Genomic DNA, 20,546 nt, shown 5'->3' on the forward strand with positions numbered 1-20,546 from the left:
TGGAATGTCAGTTCCCGTTAGTCAACCGCGCAATCATTCTGCCCGTTGGGCCACGACGCCATGGACCAAAGCCATGCCGACGGCGAGCGACGCCGCCAGCGAGCGGAAGCCTGCGAAATCCTGTTCCACCACTTCCAGCCAGGTGTCCGAGAACTTGACCAGCGGAGAAAAAGTGCTGTCGGTGATGGTGACGATCCGCGCGCGCCGCTCGTGGGCGACCGCGACGAGGTCGGGCGTGATCGAATTGTAGGGACTGAAGGAGACCGCCAGCACCGCGTCGCGTCTGCCGATGCAGCCGATCTGGTCGAGCGCGGTGGAGCCGACATTGTCGACCAGCACATTGCGCACGCCTTGCTGCGACAGGGTCAGCGAGAGATAGCTGGTGACGGGAAAGGCGCGCTTGGAGCCGATGACGTAGATCAGCTCGGCGGCCGAAAGCAACGCCACCATTTTCTCGAAGCTCTCGATATCGAAGCCGGTTTCGATGCGGCCGAGCGAGGCCTGCGAGGCGCCGACCATACCGCGCAGGAAATGCAGGTCGGCATTGGATACGCGCGGCGTGCGTTCCTGGCCGCGCCCTTCCGGCCAGGACGCCTTGACATGGTCCTTGAACAGGCCCTGGAAATCGGAAAAGCCGGCATAGCCGAAGATCTGCGCGAAGCGCACCAGCGTCGAAGGCTGCACCCCTGCCTGCGCGGCGACCTGTGCGATGGTGCCGAGCGCGACGTCGCTCGGATGCTGCCACAGGAAGATCGCGACCTGGCGCAGCCGCTTGGGGAAATGGACCGTGCCCGACGACAGCACCGCGCGCAGCTCCTCGTAAGTCTGCGGCTTGATATAGCCGAGCGCCGCCAGCGAGCGCCCGCGCTTGCGGGTCGTCGCCTCGTCGGCGCTGGAGGGTCCGGATGATTTGCGCGCCCCGCTCATGATTTCAGGCTAGCGCGATACGATCGTTTTACAATATGAAAATTGGAAATCCTGTTCGAGGGTGGTAGCTGTTCTGCAGCGAAGAAGTTCGATGCATTCAACATAGCACCCTATGGCGCCCCCCTCTGTCCTGCCGGACATCTCCCCCACAGGTGGGGAGATTGGCAGCGTCGACCGCGACGCCTTTCATGCAACGCTGGCAATTTGGCGAAAGCCGGCGTGACATCCGATCTCCCCCCTTGTGGGGGAGATGTCCGGCAGGACAGAGGGGGGCGCTACAGAACTCGACGGTGGGTGCTGGCTTAACATCCTTAAATCGGAGGAGACAAATATGGTCTATGCGACATCGGACGGATCGGCGGGCAAGCGTTTGCGCGTCGGCATGGTGGGAGGCGGGCAGGGCGCTTTCATCGGCGCGGTGCATCGCCTCGCCATGCGGCTCGACGACCAGATCGCGCTGGTGGCCGGAGCGCTGTCGTCCGACCCCGGGAACGCCGCCGCCTCGGCCGCCGAGATCGGCATCGCGCCGGAGCGCAGCTATGCCGATTACCGCATGATGGCAAAGGCGGAGGCGGCGCGCCCGGACGGCATCGAGGCGGTCGTCATCGTCACGCCCAACCACCTGCACGCGCCGGTCGCGACAGCCTTTCTGGAAGCCGGCATCGATGTGATCGGCGACAAGCCGCTGTCGACGACGCTGGGCGAGGCGCAAGCCCTGGTGGCGCTGACGCGGGAGAAAAATCGCCGCTTCGTCGTCACCCTCAACAACACCGGCTACGCCATGGTGCGCCAGGCGCGCGAGATGGTGGCGGCGGGCGAACTCGGCCGCATCGTCTCCGTGCACGGCGCCTATATCCAGGACTGGCTGACCAGGCCGATCGATGCCGACGGCCAGAAACAGGCGGAATGGCGCACCGACCCGGCGCGCGCGGGCCAGTCGGCGGTGCTGGCCGATATCGGCGTGCATGCCTTCAACCTGGCGAGTTTCATCAGCGGCCGCGAGGCCGAGACGGTGTCGGCCGACCTGTTCACCGCCGTGCCGGGACGGCGGCTCGATGACAACGCGCATGTGCTGGTGCGCTGGGCGGGCGGGGCACGCGGCACGATCCTGGCCAGCCAGACGTCGCCCGGCCACTATAATGATCTCTCCGTGCGCATCTATGGCGACAAGGCGGGGCTTGAATGGTCGGGCACGCGGCCCGAGGAACTGCGCTTCTCCAGATATGGCGAGGAAAGCCGCACGCTCGTGCGCGGCGGCCATGGCTCGACCGAGGAAAGCCGGCGCGTGTCGCGCATGCCGGCCGCTCATCCCGAAGGCTATATCGAGGCCTTCGCCAATTTCTACCGCGACGCCGCCGACATCATCCGCGCGCATCGTTCGGGCGCCGCCGTCGATGCGGCCCGGGCGGCGCAGGTGCCCGATGTGGTCGACGGCGCGCGCGGCGTGAAGTTCGTCGCCGCGGCGGTGGAGTCGAACGCGGCTGACGGGGCGTGGACGGCGGCAAGGTTCGGGTGAGGGTGTGCCATCCAATGTGACATCGCGGCCACGCCCGACGGTGCCGCGCGGTTGACGGCGATCAAGAGTTGGCCGTCCATTCGGGACCGCGCTGTGTTCCGCCATTTTTCAAGCCCGTTGCGAGGCTGGTTTCGAAGGCAACAGCCGGTTGACTGGCTTCCAAATCGTTGCCGCCGACCTTGCGCGAGGTGATTGCGACGCTATGTCAGGCGCATCCGCGTTGCTCCCCGCCCGCGCATTCGGCAATCTGTCGCTTCTTCGGCGTTGAAGGCTTGCTCCGATGGAACTCGGTCTCATTGGATACTACAGCGACTTCGTGGTTTACCCCCTGGCGATCGCCCTGCTGGCTGTGGCCGGGCTTATCGAGGCCGGCGAAGAGAGCGCGCCAGGCTGGCTGGCGACGGCGCTGGCGTGCCTGTGTCTGTGGACGCTGATCGAATACGTCATGCACCGCTTCGTCCTTCACCACATTCCCTGGATCAGGGATCTGCACGCCCGCCATCATGTCGAGGAGCGCAGTCCGGTGGGCACGCCGACCTGGCTCAGCCTCGGCGTGCATGCGCTTGTCGCGTTCTTTCCCGTATGGATGGTCTCGGATTTCGCGGTCGCCAGCGCGGCGAGCTGCGGGCTGATGCTGGGCTACCTATGGTACGTCAGCATCCACCATGTGATCCATCACTGGCATCCCACTCATCCGAGCTATCTCTACACGCTGAAGCGCCGCCACGCGCTGCATCATCATGTCGACGAAAACGTCAATTTCGGCGTGACGTCGCTGTTCTGGGATCGGGTCTTCGGCACGATGCGGCTCTGAAGCCAACTGGTGTGCGCCATTCGGGAAGCGCAGACAGCCATTCCCGCTTACAATTCCTTCTGCGCCAATTCCCTGAACTCGTCGGGCACCGAGCGGGCCGCCTCCAGCGCCACGGTGCCGTAGCCGACGGCCTGTTTGCCGAAACGCTCGCGGATCTTGTCGATGGCGCGGTCGGCGCCGAAGCGTGCGAGGCCCTTCCTGGTGCCGGGGCGGCGCTTTTCGTCGGCGAGGCCGAGCGGCAGTTCGAGCTGCAATTCGGCACTTTCCTCCAGATGCGAGACCGAGATCGCCAGCAGCGAAATCGTCCTGTCATGCGGATGATCGGCAAGCACGCCCCGCACCAGGTCTGTCGCGATCTCGGCCAGCATCACCGTCGCCGAGATCGGCTGGTCGAGCGTGATCGAGCGGGTGACGGCGCTGAGGTCGGCGAAGCGCACGCGCACCGTCACCGTGCGGCCGGGGCGCGCCTTGGCGCGCAGCCGGCTGGCGACCCGGTCGGCCAGATGCAGCAGGACGGGTATGTAGACGCATTCCAGTGCCGGCTTGCGGCCAAGCGCCGACTGGGCACCGGCCGAATGGGCGCGGCGACGTGTTTCCAATTTGCGCGGATCGCGGTTCCACGACAAGGCGGCAAGCTTTTCGCCGGCGGCAGGGCCGAGCAGCCGCGCCAGCGCGCCGCTGTGCGTCCTGGCCAGTTCGCCGATTGTCTGGACGCCGATCTCGGCCAGCCGCGCGCTGGTCGCCGGGCCGACGCCCCACATCAGGGAGACCGGCAGGTCATGCAGGAAGGCGATCTCGGTGCCGGGCTCGACCACCACCAGCCCATCGGGCTTGGCCACCTGCGAGGCGATCTTGGCCAGGTGCTTGGTGCGCGCCACGCCGATCGAGATCGGCAGGCCGAGTTCGCTTCGCACGCGGCGGCGAATGGTCGAGGCGATCTCCCGCGGCTGGCCGAACAGATGCGTGCAACCGGCGACATCGGCGAAGGCCTCGTCGATGGAGATGCGCTCGACCAGCGGCGTGAAATCGTCGAGCACCTTCATCGCGGCGTCGCCGAGCCGCTGGTAGTCGCGGAAATTTCCGCCGACGAAAATCAACTGCGGGCAGAGCTCGCGCGCCTTGCGCCCCGGCATGCCGCCGCGCACGCCGAAGGCGCGGGCTTCGTAGGAGGCGGCGAGCACGACGCCGCCGCCGACCGCGATCGGCTTGCCGCGCAGCGAGGGGTCGAGAAGCTGCTCGACCGAGGCGTAGAAAGCGTCGAGATCGGCATGCAGGATGGTGGGCTCCATCCCCGGTTCCTCGCGACGTTGTAGAGTATGGAACATAAAGAGAACAAACATTGCTCGCTGTCAAGCGAGGTCGCGATCCGCCGGAACATTGTCGCTCACAATCGCGTTGACGGCCGAAGGGCGCCGCGTGCGGAGGCTAGCATGGGCAACTTTGAAATGATCGATCTGGTTTGCGTCGTCAACGCCTGCTCGACCGACCGCGCCGCGGGGCGGCTGGTTTCGATGGCCAAGGCCGTGGAGGAATTGCGGGTGCTGACCGGCGATTTCGTCTCGGCCGACGAAACAGTCGCGAATGCGCTGAGTGAAGTCGCGCTGCAGTGCGGCTGCGCCGTGCTGTTCGATGAGCAGGCGGGCGCCGACATATTGCGCACGCCATAGCTCGTCGCCGGCGTGCTGCAATGCATCACGCAACCGTTCCAATTGCTTGTTTTTGCGCTATTCCGAACAGAGGGCCGTGACGCGCTTTCTGAGGCGCGTTGCCTGTGCGGGTCGTTGTCCCCGAGGCCGCCTTGGCGACATCCATCAACCGAGATGCTCCGCCCGCAGCGCCTGCTTGAGGCGCTCCAGCGCCGGCTCGCCGTCGGCAGCGAGCTTATCGGCGATCCTTGCCAGATCATCGTCGGCCTTGCGGTGCTTGCTGCCCCAGGCGCCGAGCGTGGCCAGCACGGGCACAAGGTCGATGCCGGCCTCGGTCAGGCGATAGATCGCCTTCAGCCCATGCGTGGGATCACCGCTGCGGGTGAGGATACCTTCGTCCTGCAATGTCTGGAGGCGCTCGGCCAGCGTACGCGAGGAAATGCCCTCATCGGATTGCAGGAATTCGCGAAAGTGCTTTTTTCCGGCGAAGACCAGGTCGCGGATGATGAGCAGCGTCCAGCGGTCGCCGAGCAGTTCGAGCGACAGGTTGATGGGGCAGCCAGACCGGTCCTGTGTCGACATGTGTATGGTTCCATTTTTAAATCGCTTTACTATTGACATCGTTTTCATCTCAGGTCAATAGTTCCAAATGTAAACCATCGGCAACCGTGCCGGCCGGACGGGTAAAACGAGCCGCTCGGCCCTTGACTGGGAGAACCATAATGAAAAAGCTGATCCTCCAGATGCAGATGTCGGTCGACGGTTTTGTCGGCGCCGCCGGGGATCATCGCTGGCAGCTCTGGGAATGGGGCGACGACAGCGCCTGGGACGAGGAGCTGAAGCGGGACTTCAACGCCGTCTTCGCCGGCATCGATACCATCCTCTTGAGCCGTAAGATGGCCGAGGAAGGCTACCTCGCCCATTGGGGCAATGCGGCGAAGAGATATCCGCGCGACCCGTTCTATGCTTTCGCCCAGCGCATCGTCGAGGCGAGGAAGGTGGTGCCGAGCGACAGGCTCAAGGCCTCGCGATGGGAGGGCACGACAGTGGTCAGCGGCGACCTGCCGCGGGAGGTCGACTTGCTGAAGAGGGGTGAGGGCGGCGACATCGCGGTGTTCGGCGGCGCCGGCTTCGCCTCGGCGCTGATCGCGGCCAGGCTGGTCGATGAGTTCCAGCTGTTCATCAACCCGGCCGTCCTGGGCGCCGGCCGCCGCATCTTCGACCAAGGCGGGTTCGGCAGGCTGCGGCTGCTCGGCTCGAAGGCCTATGCGAGCGGCATGGTGGTGAGCCGCTACGCGCCGGCCGGCTGACCGAAAGGCATCGCGCAATATTATACCTGCCTTGAGTTTTGGGCATGGTAGTCGGCGATGCAGGACCAAGCGCGAGGCCACTTTCTCCCAGGGGAGAAGGGATGACGCGCCTCAATGTACCCATTGGTCCACGCCTTGACCTCCCAATTCACTTGGCATCGTGAAAAATAATGCCGAGCGTGTGCCGCATGCCCGAGCGCAGGCGGCTGACGCCGTGGCGCAGATTGACGCGGTAATTGCCCTTGGTGCCCTGCACCGGCCGATTGTGGACGGCGAAGGAGACGGCATCGCCCTGGCGCAAGGGCACCACTTCCACCCGGCTCTGCATGCGCGGCCGCTGTTCGGTCAGGGCGAACTCGCCGCCGGTGAAATCCTCGCCGGGTTCTGAAAGCAGAACCGCCACCTGCAACGGAAAGGCGAGGTCGCCATAGAGGTCCTGGTGCAGGCAGTTGAAGTCGCCGGGCACATATTGCAGCAGAAGTGGCGTCGGCCTGACCTGGCCGGCGGCATGGCACTGTTCGAGAAAGGCGGCATGCGTTTCGGGATAGCGCATGGCGATGCCCATGCGCTCGTTCCACCGGTTGGCGACCTCGGCGAGCCTGGGATAGAGCGCCGTGCGCAGCCCGCCGATCAGGTCCGGCAAGGGGTAGCGGAAATAGCGGTATTCGCCCTTGCCGAAGCCGTGCCTGGCCATGTGGATATGGCTGCGGAAATGTTCTTCATGCGGATAGAGCCCGGCGAGTTGTCGGCACTCCTGCGGCGTGAGCAGCTTTTCCATCACCGCACAGCCGAAGCCGTCGAGTTCGGCGGCTAGGGCTGGCCAGTCGTAAGCGGCAACGCGTTCCTCGGCGGCTTTCACCACCGATGCCGCAACCTTGGCATGGGCGTTCATATCGCGGCCTCTTTGTCGAGCAAAGCGTGCTTGCGCTCAGTGCCCCAGCGGTAGCCGGAGGGCGTGCCGTCGGCGCGGACGACGCGGTGGCAGGGAATGCCGAGCGCGATCGCGTTAGCGGCGCAGGCCGTCGCCACGGCGCGGGCGCCGTTCGATTGGCCGAGACGCTGGGCAAGGGCGGCGTAGGTGATGGTTGCGCCGCGGCGGATGCTGCGAAGCTCGCCCCAAACTTTTTGCTGGAACGGCGTGCCGTGGCTGATGTCGAGCGGCAGGTCCAGGCCGGCGGCGGGCGTTTCGATGAAACATGCTATCGCCGCGAGATCGTCATGCAAGGCGGTCTCGTTCTCGACCAGCATCTTGCCGGGAAAGCGGCTGGCGAGGTCCTGCGCCAGCGCCTCTGCGTCGTCGCCGATCAGGATGGCGCAGACGCCGAGGGAACCGCGCGCGGCGAGGATTTTGCCGATCGCGGATTGGGCGATGGCGTAGGTGATGGTGTCGGCGCCGGAGGCTGTCGCCGGCGTGTGGGTTTGCATGAGGTTCATTGCTTCACTCCTTCTGTGTGCCTGAACCCTAGCCGCGTGCCTTCCGTTCCTCACTCCGATGGTTGCTTTCAAATTCAATTTCCGGAACGGTGCGGAGGTAAGTACCCTACGGCGCCCCCCCTCTGTCCTGCCGGACATCTCCCCCACGAGGGGGGAGATTGGCAATTTCGGCGCCCCACTCATTCCTGCAACGTCGTAGATTGGCGAAGGCGGTTGTGACAGCCAATCTCCCCCCAAGTGGGGGAGATGTCCGGCAGGACAGAGGGGGGCGCCGTAGAGCGCTGATTTATGCGATACGAATGACAGCAACCTCGCCAAGCAAAAAAACCTCGCCTGATAACAGCCGCAGTTCGATCTCGCCTGTCGCGCCACGGCTCCACTCGGCCTTGCCGCTCTCGACAAGCTCCCCGAGCGCAGCCATCACCAGCGACCGCGCATCTTTGGCGCGTCTGACGGCGCCGCGATGGGGGATCCCAATGTCCGCATCGGTGGTGGAAGATCTTGCCATCGCGCCCATTGCCGCTCCTCCTCAGGCCTCGCGGCCGAGCAGCGCGCGCTTGCGCTCCGCGCCCCAGGCGTAGCCGGACAGGGCGCCGTCCTTGCGGATCACGCGGTGGCAGGGAATGGCGACCGCGAGCGCGTTGGCGGCGCAGGCGCCGGCAACGGCGCGGGTCGCCTTCGGCGCGCCGATGCGCCCTGCTATCTCGGCATAGGAGACGGTGCGGCCGGCCGGGATGTCCCGCAGGGCCTGCCAGACGCGCTGCCGGAACGCGGTGCCGCGCAGGTCGAGCGGCAGGTCGAGACCAAGCCTTGGAGCCTCGACGAAACCGACGACGCGGGCGACGAGCGCCTCATAATCGCGGTCGGCGCCGATCAGGCGCGCCTTGGGGAAACGGTCCTGCAGGTCGCGCACCAGCGCGTCCGGGTCGTCGCCGAGCAGGATTGCGGCGACGCCCTTCCTGCTCGATGCGACAAGGATGGCGCCGAGCGAGCATTCGCCGACGGCGAAGCGGATCTCCTCGCTGGCGCCGCCGGCGCGGTAGCGCGTCGGCGTCATGCCGAGCATGCCGGCCGACTTCTCATAGAAGCGTCCGCTCGAATTGAAGCCGGCATCGTAGATCGCCGCTGTCACGCTGGCGCCGTCTTCCAGGCCCCGGCGCACCCTTTCGGCGCGCCGGGCGGCCGCGTAGTCCTTCGGCGTCAGGCCGGTAACGGCCTTGAAGGTGCGGTGGAAATAGCCGGCGCTGCGGCCGGCGGCGGCGGCCAGTTCACCGAGCGACGGTTCTTCCTCGCTCTGTTCGATCCTGCGGCAGGCCTCGGCCACCATCGCGGCGTTGCCGGCCTCGAGCGAAGGTCCGTCGGGATTGCAGCGCCGGCAGGCGCGAAAGCCGGTTGCCCTGGCCTCGTCCAGCGTGTCGTGGAGCTGCACGTTCTTCGGGTTGGCGCGCCGCGACGGGCAGGAGGGCCGGCAATAGACGCCGGTCGTCGCCACCGAATACCAGAAGCTGCCATCGGCCGATTTGTCGCGCGCCACGACTTGCGTCCAGCGCGGATCGTCGGCGACCGGCAGCGGCGCGGGTTTGAGATCCTTGGCAAGGGTGATGAACATGGCCGGCATTGAAGCCGCAGACGACCCGCGTCGCCACCCGTTTCCTGCCAATTGAGAGGTGGACGCGAGCGTATTCGTCGGGACACACAAAGGATATGACAAGATTGATCCGGAGAAGGTGTGATGGAAAACATTCGACCCCTTAAGACCGAGGCCGATTACGATCGGGCGATTGCCGAAATCATCCAATATTTCGAGAACGAGCCGGAAATCGGCTCTCTTGGCGATTACCGGTTTGATGTTCTCGCGACCTTGATCGACGCTTATGAGGATAAGCACTACCCTATCGAAGCACCCACATCCCGTTGAAGGTTATTCACTCACACATTCAACCTGTCGCGAAAGGCGAAAGCCGCCGCTCCCGGTGCCCGATCGCTGTTCCCCGAGCCCTCGTTTCTACGCCGCCCGTTTGGGCTCGACCGCGAACGGGCTGAGGCCGAGCCAGGTCTGCATCTTCCTTGCGATGTGCTGATCTCCGGTCAAGGCGACCTTCGCGCCGGCCTTCTCGACGGTGATCAATCCCATCCAGATCGCCGTCATCGTGTGCAGGTCGGTCGAGACGTAGAGGTCGATATCGAAGCCCGGATCGTACCAGCACAGATCGACCTCGCCATGCTTTTCGACGATCAGCCACCACGACCGTTTGGACGCCGGCAGCTCCTGGTACAGGAATTGTATCACGGTGCGCCCGTCGGGCAGCGGCGAGGGGTTCAGATTGCGCCGCATGTCCCACATCAGCAGCGACGGATCGAGGTTCTTGAGGGACAGCCGGGACTCGACCCATTTCTGTCCCCAAAAGCCCATCGCCTCGACGACGGGGCGCAAATCCCGGCCGGCCTCCGTCAGCCGGTATTCGGAGATGCCCTTCTCGCCCGGCACCTCCTTGCGCTCGACGATCCCGGCGAGCTCGAGCTCCTTCAGCCGTTGCGACAGAAGGCTGGGCGACATTTTGGGGACGCCGCGACGCAGGTCGTTGAAACGGGTCGAACCCGCCACCAATTCGCGCATCAGCACCATCGTCCAGCGGGTGCACAGCACCTCGGCGGCCATCGATAGCGGGCAGAACTGCTTGTATCCGTGCTGGGCCATGATCCGACGTCCTCCCTCGAAACTGGGCTGAACATTAGGCCTTCATGAAGGAAGCGGCCAGTACGGAAACTGTACCGGCCCGGTACAGATCGCGGACTGGCCGGCGCCGGCCCTGCCATGCGAGCCCTTTGACCGGCCGCGGGGATCTCCCCTGTGCGCCGTAACAGGGAGAAGACCATGACCACCTACGTAATCGCAGACATCAAGGTGAAGAACCCGCAGTGGATGCCGGCCTACGCCGCATCGGTGCACGACCTCGTCCACAAGCATGGCGGCAAGTATCTGTCGCGCAGCGGCAATGTGAAGACGCTTGAAGGCAAGCCGCTCGACACCACTCTGATCGCGCTGATGGCATTCCCGTCGGAAGCGGCGGCGCGCGCCTTCGCCAACGATCCGGCCTACGCGCCCTTCGTCTCGGCCCGTCAGGACGGTAGCGACAGCCGCTTCCAGATGATCGACAACACCGACCTGGCGGGGACGATCCCGTATCTGCCGAAGGGATGAAGCTTTCCTCCATCCGTCGCATCGCTTTCGGGCTCTCCGAGCAACGACAATCACGGCGCTTGCCTGCCGCGCCTCCGTATTTCCGGCGGCCGGCGCGCTGGGCCTTTTCAAGAAGAATGGAATGAACATGATACGCAAATTCCACAACGGGCTTCTCATGGCGGGGGCCATGCTGGCCGTCTGCGCCACTTTCGCCCAGGCCCATCAGGACGAGGTCGCATTTACATCCGGCGCGAATCCACTGGCCGGTAAGGTGCGGGCGGCGAACGGCCGGTTCCTCGACGTCAAGGTCGCCACGGACGAAGGCTATGCGCCCATTCCCTGCGCCAGCGGCATCACCGGCGGCGCGATGGGCATTCACTATGTCAACGGCCAGTACCTGAAGGACGACAAGATCGACATCGCCCGTCCCGAGGCCGTGATGTACGAGCCGATGGCCGACGGCACACTGAAGCTGGTGGCGGTCGAATACATCACCGCCAAGGGGCCGGCGTCACTGGACGGCCAATTGTTCAACTTCAACAGTGCGCCCAACCGTTACGGCCTGGGCGAATTCTACGAGCTGCATGTCTGGGCCTGGAAGGGCAACCCGACCGGCACCTTCGCCGACATGAACCCGAAAGTGTCGTGCGAACACGCGGTGGCGCCCAGCCAGTAAGCAATGAAGCCAGGCGGTGAAGGCCGCCTGGCTCGACGCTGTCCGCTCCGGCCCGTTATCGCGGCGCGGGATTGGGGGCCGCCGATCCCGTATCGGAAGACTGTTGGGCCACGTCGGAAGCCTGCTGCCCCGATGCCGGTAGAACGAAGCGTCCGGTCAGGTACCAGAGCAGAGAGACCACGATGATCGATAGGTAGCCGTCCACGGCATAGTGCCAGCCGGTATAGACCGAGCCGAACAGGATGAGTGCGGCGAACGACCAGCCTGCAACGGCCCAGCGGCGACCAAAGCCGGTGAGGAAGAAGGCATTGAGCGTGACGATGGCGACATGCATGCTCGGCATTGCTGTGATGCCGCTGCCCAGCGCGGAGCTGCCGCTGTCGTGTGCATCGAGCAGATAGCTGGCGGCGAACCGCACCGGCAAGGCATACGGGTCTGCCATCAGCGCTGCGAGCACCCCGGCAAATCGGCTGCTGCCATAGAACCGGTCGTAGAATATCGGCCCGCTGGATGACAGCATGATTGGAAGAACGGTGCCACACAACATCATGGTGAGCGCGAACGCCCAGAGATAGCGGATGCGCCGGGCGGGACTGTTCCAGAAGGCGACGAAGAGCACGACGCCAAGCCATTGCATGAACCACCAGGACATATAGGCCTTGAAAACCAGCATGGAGGCGGGCTTTGAAACGATGCCGTGCGTCCATACCCAAGGATCGACGCCGTGCAGCCAACGATCGAGGTCGGCCAGCATGGGATCGGCATAGTAAGGCACGATCTCCGGTATGGTGATCCTGAATGTCGTGAAAGCGATGATGCCGAGAAAGAATAGCAAGACGACCCGCGCGGCCGCCGGCCCGCGTTCCTTGAGTATGTGCACCATGAATCTTGTCGGCCTGGGCCCGCCATACACCAATGCCGTTAACCCGAGGCCAACCACCAGCAGCACCGGCAGCAAGCCGAGGAATGTCCCGAAGTACTTTATGGACAGCAGAAGATATCGCTCAGGCCGCAGGCAAAGCGCCGTCGCGACGCAGACCAGGCACAGGCCCGTCAGCAGCCAGCTGCTTCTGGTTGTCGCCACGCCAAGATCAACAGTGGAAACCGATCGGAGATCGCCGCCCTGTGTTCCGGTGTACCCACTCATCAGGGAGGTCCCGCCAGCTTTCGAACTTGTTATGAATGTTCTGGCGGCAACGTATTAATATCTTGTTGCACCCGTAATGGTGTCTGGTTTCCAATGTAATACTCAATAGTGTAGTATTGTATTCAAATACGGGCTGAGGACCATGGCGGTGCTGGCCCTGTGTTGGGTTGCTGCCAAGAGGCCTTTCGTCACGCACGTGCAATCGAGAGGGACCACTGCCTGGACGGCGATGGTCCCTCTCATTCAAGCCGCCTTGATCAGGCCGAGCTGGGTCAACGCCGCGACGCCGTCGTCGAGGCCGATCTCCTCGACGATCCTGCCCTCGATCACCTTCAGCACCGTGGTGCCGGTGAAGCGCATGGTGCGGCCGGTGGCGGCGGGCAGCGAACCGACGAGGAAATCGCTGAAGGCCGGACCGGCATGGGTGCCGCCGCCTTCCCACTGGCCGACGACATAGTCGCCTTCGGCGATGAGGTCGGCGGTGGCCCAGAAGTTGAGGTCCGGGAAGGCAGCGCGGAAATCGGTCATGAAGGCCTTGATGTCCTCGCGGCCGCGGCGCGGTTCATGCAGCGAATATTTGAGCAGCATGTCGGACGCGGCGATGGCGTCGACGACGGAAAGATCGCAGGTTTCACCCCAGAAATCAGTGAACCATCTAGCGACGACGGCCTTGTTGTCTTCCTGTTTGGTCATGGGAAAAGTCCTCTTGTGTTTGCACGAGATCGCCAGGGCGGGCGGCGACCCCGCGCAAACACTAGGAGGATCGGCGGGCGGGCAAACTCCGCTTCTTGCCCGCCAATCGAAAGTCGGGACCGCAAGCGAGGAACGCGGCGGAGCCACCGGCGTGGTAACGCTTTCTTCTCTGGTTTTGCCGCAGATTGCCCCCGGCGGGGTTGGACGAAACGGAAGATGGCGGGTCAGGACAAGAAAAGCCGTAATGGAACGTTCTGGGAGAAGGCCCTGGAGCGCGCCCAACTTGGCGTCTGGGACTGGGACCTTCGGACAGGCGAGTGTTTCTATTCCGCCACCTGGGCGCGGATGCTGGGCTATGACGAAAGCGAGCTTGCCAACAGCAGCGACCTCTGGCTGCGGCTTACCCATCCCGACGATCGCGAGCAGGCGCTGGCCAGCGGCGACCGTCACATCGCCGGCCTGACCGACACCATCGAGACCGAGCTCAGGCTCCGGCACAAGCAAGGCCACTGGGTCTGGGTGCTCGACCGCGGCGGCATCGTCGAACGCGACCGCGACGGCCAACCGATCCGGCTGATGGGCGTGCAGACCGATATTTCGAAACAGAAGGCGGCAGAGGCCGCGCTGGAACAGGTCAACATCCGCTTCCGCCTGGCGCTCGCGGCCAGCGGCACCGGCATCTGGCACTACGACATCGCCAGCAACAAAAGCTATTGGGATTCCCGCACCAGGGAAATATTCGGCCTTGTCGCCGTTACCGACGAGGTGACGGCAGACCTATGGCACAGCTACCTGCATCCCGACGACAAGCAGGCGGCCGAACGCGCCCACAGGGCGCCGCTGGAAACCGACGGCGTCATTGCCGCGCAATATCGCATCATCAGGCGCGACGGCGATATCCGTCATGTCGAATCGCTGGTGCGTTTCGTCGCCGCCGCCGGTGCCGCCGGCCAGATCCTCGGCACGGTGCGCGACATCACCGAAGACAAGCTGCGCGAACAGGAACTGGCCTATGCCGCCCGCCACGACGCGCTGACCGGCCTGTGGAACCGCGCCGCCTTCGACAGGCTGCTTGGCGAGCATATCGCGGTGGGGGCGCCGCTGGCGGTGTTCTATGTCGATCTCGATTACTTCAAGGCGCTCAACGACTTCGCCGGGCATGCCGCCGGCGATCTGGCGCTGAAGAGCGTCGCGGGGGGCATACGCGGCTGCCTGCCGTCGTCGGCGCATGCGGCGCGCCTGGGCGGTGACGAGTTCGCGCTGCTGGTGCCGCATTGCGACGCGGTGCAGGCCGAGCGGATCGCCGGCGCCGTGCTTGGGGCGGTGCGCGAGGCCGATCTCGGTCCGGCCGCGTCATCGCGCCGACTGGCGGCCTCGATCGGCATCGCCTTCATCGATGATGCCACGACCACCGTGGCCGATGCGCTGGCTTGCGCCGACGACGCCTGCTACGCGGCCAAGGCGGCGGGGCGCAACCGCTTCACGGTGTTTTCGGCCGCGGCGCGATCGGGAGCCGCCGGCCTCAATGCGGCGCGCATCGCAGCCGACACCGTCGATGCCATGGACGACGGGCGGCTGAAACTGTTCGGCCAGGAAATCCATCTCCTGGGAAAGCCATGGCAAGAGTGCCGGCACGTCGAAGTGCTGGCGAGGCTCGCCGCGCGCAACGGGCGGCTGGTGCCGCCGGGCGAATTCATCCCGGTGGCCGAGCGTTTCGGCATCGCCTCGAAACTCGACCGCTGGATCATTCGCACGGCGCTGTTGCGGCACGGACCGGCGCTGCGTGCCGGGGCGCTGACGCTGGGCTTCAACCTGTCGGCTCAGACATTGAGCGATCCGGGGCTGTGGGATTTCGTCGACAACACCATCGAGGAAACCGGTGCGCCGCATTCCGGCATCGGATTCGAGATCACCGAAACCGCGGCCGTCACCAATTTCGACGCCGCCGAGGACTTCGTGCGCAAGGCCCGCGAGCGACGCTGCCGGGTCAGCCTCGACGATTTCGGCGCCGGCATGAGCTCGTTCGAGTATCTCAGGCGCTTTCCCGTCGATGCGATCAAGATCGACGGCTCGTTCATCGAACATATCACCGACAGCCGCTTCGATCGCGAGATCGTGCTGGCGATGACCGGCATTGCGAGGAGCCTCGACTTCGCCGTGGTGGGCGAGAAGATCGAACGGCACGATACGCTGGCCATGCTCCAGGACATGGGCGTCGCCTATGGCCAGGGCTTCTTGCTGCATCGTCCCGAGCCGCTGGAGGCGATCGTTTCGCGCGCGACGGCCGGAACGCCCGACAGGCGGCGCGCCTGAAGCGGGCAAGCCGCCCGCCAGAATCGCCGAGCCACTCCAACACTCCATTAGGCAATCCCGAAGAGCTGTATTAGGCAATCCCGAAGAGCTGTTAAGCACGGCCCCTGGAACGTCTCCGGGCGGTCGGCCGGGCGTGGCGGAACGATCACTGGCGGTCGGCGAACCGTGCCGATCGCGGAAACTCCAACACCTCTGCCTCCGATCGCCTGTGCTGCGCCTCCGCGACCGCTTCGATCAGCAGGTCGAGGGCTTCGCATGCCGAGCGGCTTGTCTCGTCATCGCCGCGCAAATAGTGATAGGCGCGTTCGAGATGCACCCGGGCGGCTGAAAAATCGCTGGTCAATGATCCCTCCATTACCTCGCCCTAATATATCTTGGCCGGTCTGGCGGAACACAGGGTAAATATCCACAGGCGGATTTTATTCAAATGCCGGGGGATTCCGGCAAGAAGGGCGAGGCGGTGGCTGTCAGGAGAGACAACGCCCAACCCCTTTGCCATGCCTTGCCACGCGGCTAGAATGCTACTCCCTTGTCCGAGGATGGCAGCCATGATCGTCCAGGCCTGCATCAATGGCGCACGACCGCGCGATTTTCATCCGAAATTGCCGCTGACGGCGCAGGCGATGGCGAGCGATGCGGCCGCCTGCGTCGTCGCGGGCGCAGCCGAGCTGCACATCCATCCGCGCGGCGTGGACGGGCGCGAGAGCCTGGCCGCCGTGGACACGACCGTGCTGGCGGTGCGCCGGGCCTGTCCCGGCACGCTGATCGGCGTGTCGACAGGCGCCTGGATCGAGAATGACGTCGAGCGCACCCGCGCGGCGATCGCCGGCTGGCGCGAACTGCCCGATTATGCCTCGGTCAATCTTTCGGAGGCCGACGCGCCCGCCGTGATGGAGCTTTTGCGCCAGCGCGGCGTCGGCATCGAGGCCGGCCTTGCCACAACGGAAGATGCCGAGCGGTTCGTCAGTCTTGCCGATCACGGCCGGGTGCTGCGCATCCTGATCGAGATCGACATACAGGAATTGCCCGCCGCACTCGCCGAGGCGCACGGCATCGCCGCCGTGCTGGACCGGGCCGGGGTGCGGCGGCCGATCCTGCTGCACGGCGCCGATGCCACGGTCTGGCCGTTCGTGGAACTGGGGCGTCGAAGGCGCTGGTCGACGCGGGTCGGACTGGAAGACGGCAGGACGCTTCCCGATGGAAAGGTGGCGCAGGACAATGCGGAGATCGTTGCGGCGGCGGCGGCGGTGTTTTGGTCGAAAACCTGAAGGGTCTCAAGCGCCTTGGCTGTGCAGCCGGTGCGACAAGCCGACCCGACCTGCTCCGCCATAAATCGTTCTCACTCGAGGCGCAGCTAAATAAAGGCAAATTCGGCCTGGCGCGGGGAGCCTTGTGCAACTGCCGCGGAGTTCCTGCATGTCACTGTCCGGTACCACAACTCGCTACGGAAGCCTTGCCCAGGCATTCCACTGGTTGACGGCACTGCTCGTGCTCATCGCCTTCCTGGTCTCGGCAGGCGGCCCTCCTACGCGCGTTTATTCAGCGCCCAGGGCCTCGATGCTGCTGCTTCATGAATCGCTCGGCTTCGCGGTTTTCTGGCTGCTGGTGATCCGCCTGGCCTGGCGGCTGTTCGATCGCATTCCCGATGCTCCGTCCATGCCCGCCTGGATGTATGTCGGGTCGAAGGCGGTACATTGGGCGCTCTACGCGTTGATGTTCGCTGTGCCGGTGACCGCCATGCTCGGCGCATGGTTTGGCGGCCATCCGGTCACGGTGTACGGCTTCGGTCCGATCGGTCCGCTTTTCGCCCCATGGGACGTCGGCGCTTCGCTGGCGGAAATCCACGGCACGCTTGGCGACATCCTCATGTGGCTGGCCGGCCTGCACGCCGCGGCGGCCGTCTTCCACCACGTTCTTCTGCGAGATCGCGTGCTCAGCCAGATGCTGCCCGGCTTGGCTGCTCCAGAATGATCCGGATCGCCTGATCCACCACGGGATGCAGGCCGCTGGCCTGGAAGGACAGGCGGTTGCCGGAGCCGACATTGCTGGTCATGGCGATGGTAAGACCGGTCGCCGGATCATGCAGCATGACCGCGACATAGCCCGGAATGCTGCCCTGATGGCCGTAGAAGGCGCGGTCGGCATAGGCGCTCTGGAACATGCCGGCGCCGGTCTCGCGCATGCGGGTGCCCGGGAAGCTCGCCGGCACGCGGCGTTCGAACATCTCGGCGAAGAAAGGCGGCGACAAGAGCTTGCCGGAGAACAGGCTGCGCATGAAGCTCACCATGTCGGACGGCGTCGACACCATGTCGCCGCAGCCATAGGCGGCGCCGAATGGGAAGGAATCGGAAGAATCCTGCAATTCGTCGGAGTAGGGCAGCACGCCGTCCATGCGCCACATCTCGCCGCCGGAAGCGATGTCTGTCGGTGCGCCCGGCGCCGGCGGCGGCCGGTGGTAGTAGCCGCGCACCATCGACCTTTCCGGGAATGCTTCGGTGGCTGGCGACCAGGTGTTTTCCAGGGCGAGCGGCCGCAGGACCGCGCTTCTGACATAGGCGCCGAGCGACTGGCCGGTGACGGCCTCGATCACCATGCCGGCCAACACATAGCCGGTGTTGTTGTAGACAGCGGGTCCGCCCGGTGCCTTCTGTTTGTCGGAGGCGAAGGCGATGTCGACCAGCTGCTGCGGCGTCCATTGCCGGCCCGGATCCATCGGTATGTAATATTCGAATTCCGGCAGGCCGCTGCGATGGTTGATCAGCTGGCGCACCGAAATATTCCCTGCGCCCGGCAGATCCGGGAACCAGGAGGAGATCGGCGCGCCGAGCTCGAGCTTGCCGGTCTCGGCGAGCTTGACCAGGGCGGCGGCGACGAAGGTCTTGGTGCAGCTGCCGATCTTGAACAACTGGTCCGGTGTGACTGATGTGCCATGTGCGCGATCGGCTAGGCCCGCGGTGAGGGCGATTGGCGCGGCGCCTGTCGAATAGGCCAGCGAGGCACCCACCGCGCCGTCGGCGAGGTAGCTGTTGAGGAGGGAGGTCAGGTCTTTCGGCATTGATATCGCTTTCTTTTTTCCTTCTCCCCCTGTGGGGAGAAGGTGGCCTCGCGAAGCGAGGTCGGATGAGGGGTGCTCCAGGGAACACCAACGTCTCATTCCGCTGGAACACCCCTCAACCGTCTCGGCGCTGCGCGCCGATCCACCTTCCCCCACAAGGGGGTAAGGACAGGGAGCGCCTGCCCTCACTCAGCCACATCGACCGCCGCGAAATTCTGCCGGCCGAAGGGGTCGAGGATGTAGTTGAGCACGCTCTTGCGGATCGGGATCGCCACCAGCGAATGGGCGATCGGCGCCACCGGCACCTCGGCCTTCAGGATTGCCTGCGCCTTCGCGTAGATCGCGGCGCGTTCTTTCGGGTCGGCGGCGACGCGGCCTTCATCCAGCAGCTTCTCGAAATCCTTGTCGCACCAGCGCGAGCGGTTCGAGCCACCCTTCACGCCGTCGCAGGACAGGAGATAGCTCAGCATGTTGTCGGGATCGCCATTGTCGCTGCTGCCGCCGAGCAGGAAAGCGTCCTGCTCGCCCGCTGCGGTGCGCTTGAGATATTCGCCCCATTCGAAGCTGACGATCTCGGACTGCACGCCGACCTTCGCCCAGTCGGCCTGGATCATCTCGGCCATGCGCTTGGCGTTGGGGTTGTAGGGGCGCGACACCGGCATCGCCCACAGGCTGATCTTGAGACCGCTTTCGTGGCCTGCTTCCTTCAGCAGTTTCTTCGCGCCGTCGGGATCGTAGTCGATGCCGGCATCGGTAACGGCGCCGAGCTGCGCCGGCGGCACGACGCTGCCGGCAACGGTGCCGGCGCCGGCATAGACGGCATCGACGATTGCCTTGCGATCGACGGCCTTGGCAAGCGCGGTGCGCACGCGGACATCGCCCAGCGGCTGATGTTCGACGTTGAAGCCGAGGATGCCGATATTCTGGCCCTTGAGGTCGAGGACCGTAATGTCTGGATCGGCGCGCAATTCGGCGACGGCACTGGGCGGAGGCGGGGCCGCCACCTGGCATTCATTGGCCTTGAGGCGCTCGACGCGGGTGGTCGGCTCGGGCGTGACGGCGAAGACCAGCGTGTCGATCTTCGGCGCGCCGCGCCAGTAATCCTTGTTGGCGGCGTAGCGCACCTGGCTGTCGGGCACATAGGCCTCGAGCATGAACGGGCCGGTCCCGACCGGCTGGCTGTCGATCAGCTCCGGCGTGCCGGCGGCCACCATCTTTTCGGTCTGCTCCAGCGACAAGATCGAGAGGTAGTCGAGCGCCAGCCCGGCCAGGAAGGTGACGTTGGGGGCCGTCAGCGTGAAGCGCACGGTGTAATTGTCGACCTTGTCTATTTTGTCGATCAGCGTGCCCATGCCCAGCGCGTTGAAGTATTCGTAAGAGCCGCCGCCGAGCTTGTGGTAGGGATTGTTGGCGTCGCGCTGGCGGTTGAACGTGTAAAGGACGTCGTCCGCGTTGAACTCGCGCGTCGGCGTGAAATGCTCGTTCGACTGGAATTTCACGCCTTGGCGCAGGTGGAATGTGTAGGTCTTGCCGTCCGGCGAGACATCCCAGCTCTCGGCCAGCGCCGGTCCGACTTCGGTCGTGCCCGGCTTGAACTCCACCAGCCGGTTGAAGATCGTCTTGGCGGCGGCATCCATGGTGGAGTCGGCGATGCCGATCGCCGGGTTGAAGGTCTCGGGATTGGCCTCCGAGCAATAGACGAGCGTCTTGGCATGAGCCTGCCCGCCGAGAAGGACGGACGAGGCCAGAAGGGTCGAGCCAAGCACTGTGCGCAGAACGGTGGATTTCATCGCAAACGCTCCTGATGACACTTTTTCTGGTTGAGGGAAGG

Annotated in this window: 23 protein-coding genes; 10 read left to right on the forward strand and 13 right to left on the reverse strand. The window is 64.9% G+C overall.

The window, feature by feature from the left end; genetic code table 11:
• Positions 1 to 33: 33 nt before the first annotated feature.
• The gene (locus FJ940_RS20190; RefSeq protein WP_140657686.1) at positions 34 to 927 is read right to left on the reverse strand and encodes a MurR/RpiR family transcriptional regulator; all 894 of its coding nucleotides are present in this window, start codon (positions 925 to 927) and stop codon (positions 34 to 36) included.
• Between the two features lie 331 nt (positions 928 to 1,258).
• On the opposite strand from FJ940_RS20190, the gene FJ940_RS20195 reads away from it, so the two are divergent.
• Positions 1,259 to 2,443 carry a Gfo/Idh/MocA family oxidoreductase gene (locus FJ940_RS20195; protein ID WP_140657687.1) on the forward strand — a complete coding sequence of 395 codons (1,185 nt, stop codon included), beginning with the start codon at positions 1,259 to 1,261 and terminating at the stop codon, positions 2,441 to 2,443.
• Positions 2,444 to 2,723: 280 nt separating this feature from the next.
• The gene (locus FJ940_RS20200) at positions 2,724 to 3,257 is read left to right on the forward strand and encodes a sterol desaturase family protein (protein WP_140500066.1); all 534 of its coding nucleotides are present in this window, start codon (positions 2,724 to 2,726) and stop codon (positions 3,255 to 3,257) included.
• 47 nt (positions 3,258 to 3,304) lie between these two features.
• Here the strand turns inward: FJ940_RS20200 and dinB are convergent, their stop codons facing one another.
• Positions 3,305 to 4,546, reverse strand: coding sequence for a DNA polymerase IV (gene dinB, locus FJ940_RS20205; protein WP_140500065.1), 1,242 nt, complete (start codon positions 4,544 to 4,546; stop codon positions 3,305 to 3,307).
• Between the two features lie 141 nt (positions 4,547 to 4,687).
• Here dinB and FJ940_RS20210 point away from each other — a divergent pair, with 141 nt between their 5' ends.
• Entirely contained in the window at positions 4,688 to 4,924 is a 237-nt protein-coding gene (locus tag FJ940_RS20210) for a hypothetical protein (RefSeq protein ID WP_140500063.1), read from the forward strand.
• A 144-nt stretch (positions 4,925 to 5,068) separates the two neighbouring features.
• On the opposite strand, the gene FJ940_RS20215 is transcribed toward FJ940_RS20210, so the two are convergent.
• Positions 5,069 to 5,485 carry a helix-turn-helix domain-containing protein gene (locus tag FJ940_RS20215; RefSeq protein WP_140657689.1) on the reverse strand — a complete coding sequence of 139 codons (417 nt, stop codon included), beginning with the start codon at positions 5,483 to 5,485 and terminating at the stop codon, positions 5,069 to 5,071.
• A 140-nt stretch (positions 5,486 to 5,625) separates the two neighbouring features.
• Here FJ940_RS20215 and FJ940_RS20220 point away from each other — a divergent pair, with 140 nt between their 5' ends.
• Positions 5,626 to 6,213, forward strand: a complete 588-nt coding sequence (locus tag FJ940_RS20220) for a dihydrofolate reductase family protein (protein WP_140657691.1) — start codon at positions 5,626 to 5,628, stop codon at positions 6,211 to 6,213.
• Positions 6,214 to 6,361: 148 nt separating this feature from the next.
• Here the strand turns inward: FJ940_RS20220 and FJ940_RS20225 are convergent, their stop codons facing one another.
• The 4 genes from FJ940_RS20225 to ada form a co-directional block, all read right to left on the reverse strand.
• Positions 6,362 to 7,105: a 2OG-Fe(II) oxygenase gene (locus tag FJ940_RS20225; RefSeq protein ID WP_140657692.1), complete on the reverse strand. Its 744-nt coding sequence runs from the start codon at positions 7,103 to 7,105 to the stop codon at positions 6,362 to 6,364.
• On the reverse strand, positions 7,102 to 7,647 hold the full coding sequence (locus FJ940_RS20230; protein WP_140557843.1) for a methylated-DNA--[protein]-cysteine S-methyltransferase: 546 nt from the start codon (positions 7,645 to 7,647) through the stop codon (positions 7,102 to 7,104). Before FJ940_RS20230 ends, FJ940_RS20225 begins: the two co-directional genes overlap by 4 nt.
• A gap of 286 nt (positions 7,648 to 7,933) precedes the next feature.
• On the reverse strand, positions 7,934 to 8,164 hold the full coding sequence (locus tag FJ940_RS20240) for a hypothetical protein (RefSeq protein ID WP_140500055.1): 231 nt from the start codon (positions 8,162 to 8,164) through the stop codon (positions 7,934 to 7,936).
• Positions 8,165 to 8,176: 12 nt separating this feature from the next.
• The gene (gene ada, locus FJ940_RS20245) at positions 8,177 to 9,256 is read right to left on the reverse strand and encodes a bifunctional DNA-binding transcriptional regulator/O6-methylguanine-DNA methyltransferase Ada (RefSeq protein WP_181167217.1); all 1,080 of its coding nucleotides are present in this window, start codon (positions 9,254 to 9,256) and stop codon (positions 8,177 to 8,179) included.
• A gap of 123 nt (positions 9,257 to 9,379) precedes the next feature.
• On the opposite strand from ada, the gene FJ940_RS20250 reads away from it, so the two are divergent.
• On the forward strand, positions 9,380 to 9,565 hold the full coding sequence (locus tag FJ940_RS20250) for a transcriptional regulator (protein ID WP_140500052.1): 186 nt from the start codon (positions 9,380 to 9,382) through the stop codon (positions 9,563 to 9,565).
• Between the two features lie 87 nt (positions 9,566 to 9,652).
• On the opposite strand, the gene FJ940_RS20255 is transcribed toward FJ940_RS20250, so the two are convergent.
• Positions 9,653 to 10,345: a helix-turn-helix domain-containing protein gene (locus tag FJ940_RS20255; protein ID WP_140500050.1), complete on the reverse strand. Its 693-nt coding sequence runs from the start codon at positions 10,343 to 10,345 to the stop codon at positions 9,653 to 9,655.
• A gap of 177 nt (positions 10,346 to 10,522) precedes the next feature.
• Here FJ940_RS20255 and FJ940_RS20260 point away from each other — a divergent pair, with 177 nt between their 5' ends.
• Both FJ940_RS20260 and FJ940_RS20265 read left to right on the forward strand, forming a co-directional pair.
• On the forward strand, positions 10,523 to 10,849 hold the full coding sequence (locus tag FJ940_RS20260) for a DUF1330 domain-containing protein (RefSeq protein WP_140500048.1): 327 nt from the start codon (positions 10,523 to 10,525) through the stop codon (positions 10,847 to 10,849).
• Between the two features lie 121 nt (positions 10,850 to 10,970).
• Positions 10,971 to 11,507 (forward strand): hypothetical protein, encoded by a 537-nt coding sequence (locus FJ940_RS20265; protein WP_181167216.1) that lies wholly within the window; start codon positions 10,971 to 10,973, stop codon positions 11,505 to 11,507.
• Positions 11,508 to 11,562: 55 nt separating this feature from the next.
• On the opposite strand, the gene FJ940_RS20270 is transcribed toward FJ940_RS20265, so the two are convergent.
• Both FJ940_RS20270 and FJ940_RS20275 read right to left on the reverse strand, forming a co-directional pair.
• Positions 11,563 to 12,654, reverse strand: a complete 1,092-nt coding sequence (locus tag FJ940_RS20270; RefSeq protein WP_140557844.1) for a phosphatase PAP2 family protein — start codon at positions 12,652 to 12,654, stop codon at positions 11,563 to 11,565.
• Positions 12,655 to 12,897: 243 nt separating this feature from the next.
• On the reverse strand, positions 12,898 to 13,347 hold the full coding sequence (locus tag FJ940_RS20275; RefSeq protein ID WP_140521496.1) for an ester cyclase: 450 nt from the start codon (positions 13,345 to 13,347) through the stop codon (positions 12,898 to 12,900).
• Positions 13,348 to 13,563: 216 nt separating this feature from the next.
• On the opposite strand from FJ940_RS20275, the gene FJ940_RS20280 reads away from it, so the two are divergent.
• Positions 13,564 to 15,660: an EAL domain-containing protein gene (locus tag FJ940_RS20280; RefSeq protein ID WP_140657694.1), complete on the forward strand. Its 2,097-nt coding sequence runs from the start codon at positions 13,564 to 13,566 to the stop codon at positions 15,658 to 15,660.
• A 145-nt stretch (positions 15,661 to 15,805) separates the two neighbouring features.
• Here FJ940_RS20280 and FJ940_RS20285 read toward each other — a convergent pair whose 3' ends face one another.
• Positions 15,806 to 16,003, reverse strand: coding sequence for a hypothetical protein (locus FJ940_RS20285; protein WP_181165267.1), 198 nt, complete (start codon positions 16,001 to 16,003; stop codon positions 15,806 to 15,808).
• Positions 16,004 to 16,208: 205 nt separating this feature from the next.
• Here FJ940_RS20285 and FJ940_RS20290 point away from each other — a divergent pair, with 205 nt between their 5' ends.
• Positions 16,209 to 16,928, forward strand: coding sequence for a 3-keto-5-aminohexanoate cleavage protein (locus FJ940_RS20290; RefSeq protein WP_140657696.1), 720 nt, complete (start codon positions 16,209 to 16,211; stop codon positions 16,926 to 16,928).
• Between the two features lie 148 nt (positions 16,929 to 17,076).
• Positions 17,077 to 17,631, forward strand: a complete 555-nt coding sequence (locus FJ940_RS20295) for a cytochrome b (RefSeq protein ID WP_140500038.1) — start codon at positions 17,077 to 17,079, stop codon at positions 17,629 to 17,631.
• Here FJ940_RS20295 and FJ940_RS20300 read toward each other — a convergent pair.
• Both FJ940_RS20300 and FJ940_RS20310 read right to left on the reverse strand, forming a co-directional pair.
• Positions 17,594 to 18,715 carry a serine hydrolase domain-containing protein gene (locus FJ940_RS20300; protein ID WP_140568045.1) on the reverse strand — a complete coding sequence of 374 codons (1,122 nt, stop codon included), beginning with the start codon at positions 18,713 to 18,715 and terminating at the stop codon, positions 17,594 to 17,596. The two genes, FJ940_RS20295 and FJ940_RS20300, sit on opposite strands and share 38 nt — an antisense overlap.
• 185 nt (positions 18,716 to 18,900) lie before the next feature.
• Positions 18,901 to 20,505, reverse strand: coding sequence for an ABC transporter substrate-binding protein (locus FJ940_RS20310; protein WP_140657700.1), 1,605 nt, complete (start codon positions 20,503 to 20,505; stop codon positions 18,901 to 18,903).
• Between the last annotated feature and the right edge of the window lie 41 nt (positions 20,506 to 20,546).

This window comes from Mesorhizobium sp. B2-3-7, assembly GCF_006442695.1.
Taxonomy (GTDB): Bacteria; Pseudomonadota; Alphaproteobacteria; order Rhizobiales; family Rhizobiaceae; genus Mesorhizobium.

What these genes read in the sequence shown, in the direction of transcription:
- FJ940_RS20190 (WP_140657686.1), bottom strand. Translation starts at nt 927, where the DNA reads ATGAGCGGGGCGCGCAAATCATCCGGACCCTCCAGCGCCGACGAGGCG.
- FJ940_RS20195 (WP_140657687.1), top strand. Translation starts at nt 1,259, where the DNA reads ATGGTCTATGCGACATCGGACGGATCGGCGGGCAAGCGTTTGCGCGTC.
- FJ940_RS20200 (WP_140500066.1), top strand. Translation starts at nt 2,724, where the DNA reads ATGGAACTCGGTCTCATTGGATACTACAGCGACTTCGTGGTTTACCCC.
- dinB (WP_140500065.1), bottom strand. Translation starts at nt 4,546, where the DNA reads ATGGAGCCCACCATCCTGCATGCCGATCTCGACGCTTTCTACGCCTCG.
- FJ940_RS20210 (WP_140500063.1), top strand. Translation starts at nt 4,688, where the DNA reads ATGGGCAACTTTGAAATGATCGATCTGGTTTGCGTCGTCAACGCCTGC.
- FJ940_RS20215 (WP_140657689.1), bottom strand. Translation starts at nt 5,485, where the DNA reads ATGTCGACACAGGACCGGTCTGGCTGCCCCATCAACCTGTCGCTCGAA.
- FJ940_RS20220 (WP_140657691.1), top strand. Translation starts at nt 5,626, where the DNA reads ATGAAAAAGCTGATCCTCCAGATGCAGATGTCGGTCGACGGTTTTGTC.
- FJ940_RS20225 (WP_140657692.1), bottom strand. Translation starts at nt 7,105, where the DNA reads ATGAACGCCCATGCCAAGGTTGCGGCATCGGTGGTGAAAGCCGCCGAG.
- FJ940_RS20230 (WP_140557843.1), bottom strand. Translation starts at nt 7,647, where the DNA reads ATGAACCTCATGCAAACCCACACGCCGGCGACAGCCTCCGGCGCCGAC.
- FJ940_RS20240 (WP_140500055.1), bottom strand. Translation starts at nt 8,164, where the DNA reads ATGGGCGCGATGGCAAGATCTTCCACCACCGATGCGGACATTGGGATC.
- ada (WP_181167217.1), bottom strand. Translation starts at nt 9,256, where the DNA reads ATGTTCATCACCCTTGCCAAGGATCTCAAACCCGCGCCGCTGCCGGTC.
- FJ940_RS20250 (WP_140500052.1), top strand. Translation starts at nt 9,380, where the DNA reads ATGGAAAACATTCGACCCCTTAAGACCGAGGCCGATTACGATCGGGCG.
- FJ940_RS20255 (WP_140500050.1), bottom strand. Translation starts at nt 10,345, where the DNA reads ATGGCCCAGCACGGATACAAGCAGTTCTGCCCGCTATCGATGGCCGCC.
- FJ940_RS20260 (WP_140500048.1), top strand. Translation starts at nt 10,523, where the DNA reads ATGACCACCTACGTAATCGCAGACATCAAGGTGAAGAACCCGCAGTGG.
- FJ940_RS20265 (WP_181167216.1), top strand. Translation starts at nt 10,971, where the DNA reads ATGAACATGATACGCAAATTCCACAACGGGCTTCTCATGGCGGGGGCC.
- FJ940_RS20270 (WP_140557844.1), bottom strand. Translation starts at nt 12,654, where the DNA reads ATGAGTGGGTACACCGGAACACAGGGCGGCGATCTCCGATCGGTTTCC.
- FJ940_RS20275 (WP_140521496.1), bottom strand. Translation starts at nt 13,347, where the DNA reads ATGACCAAACAGGAAGACAACAAGGCCGTCGTCGCTAGATGGTTCACT.
- FJ940_RS20280 (WP_140657694.1), top strand. Translation starts at nt 13,564, where the DNA reads ATGGCGGGTCAGGACAAGAAAAGCCGTAATGGAACGTTCTGGGAGAAG.
- FJ940_RS20290 (WP_140657696.1), top strand. Translation starts at nt 16,209, where the DNA reads ATGATCGTCCAGGCCTGCATCAATGGCGCACGACCGCGCGATTTTCAT.
- FJ940_RS20295 (WP_140500038.1), top strand. Translation starts at nt 17,077, where the DNA reads ATGTCACTGTCCGGTACCACAACTCGCTACGGAAGCCTTGCCCAGGCA.
- FJ940_RS20300 (WP_140568045.1), bottom strand. Translation starts at nt 18,715, where the DNA reads ATGCCGAAAGACCTGACCTCCCTCCTCAACAGCTACCTCGCCGACGGC.
- FJ940_RS20310 (WP_140657700.1), bottom strand. Translation starts at nt 20,505, where the DNA reads ATGAAATCCACCGTTCTGCGCACAGTGCTTGGCTCGACCCTTCTGGCC.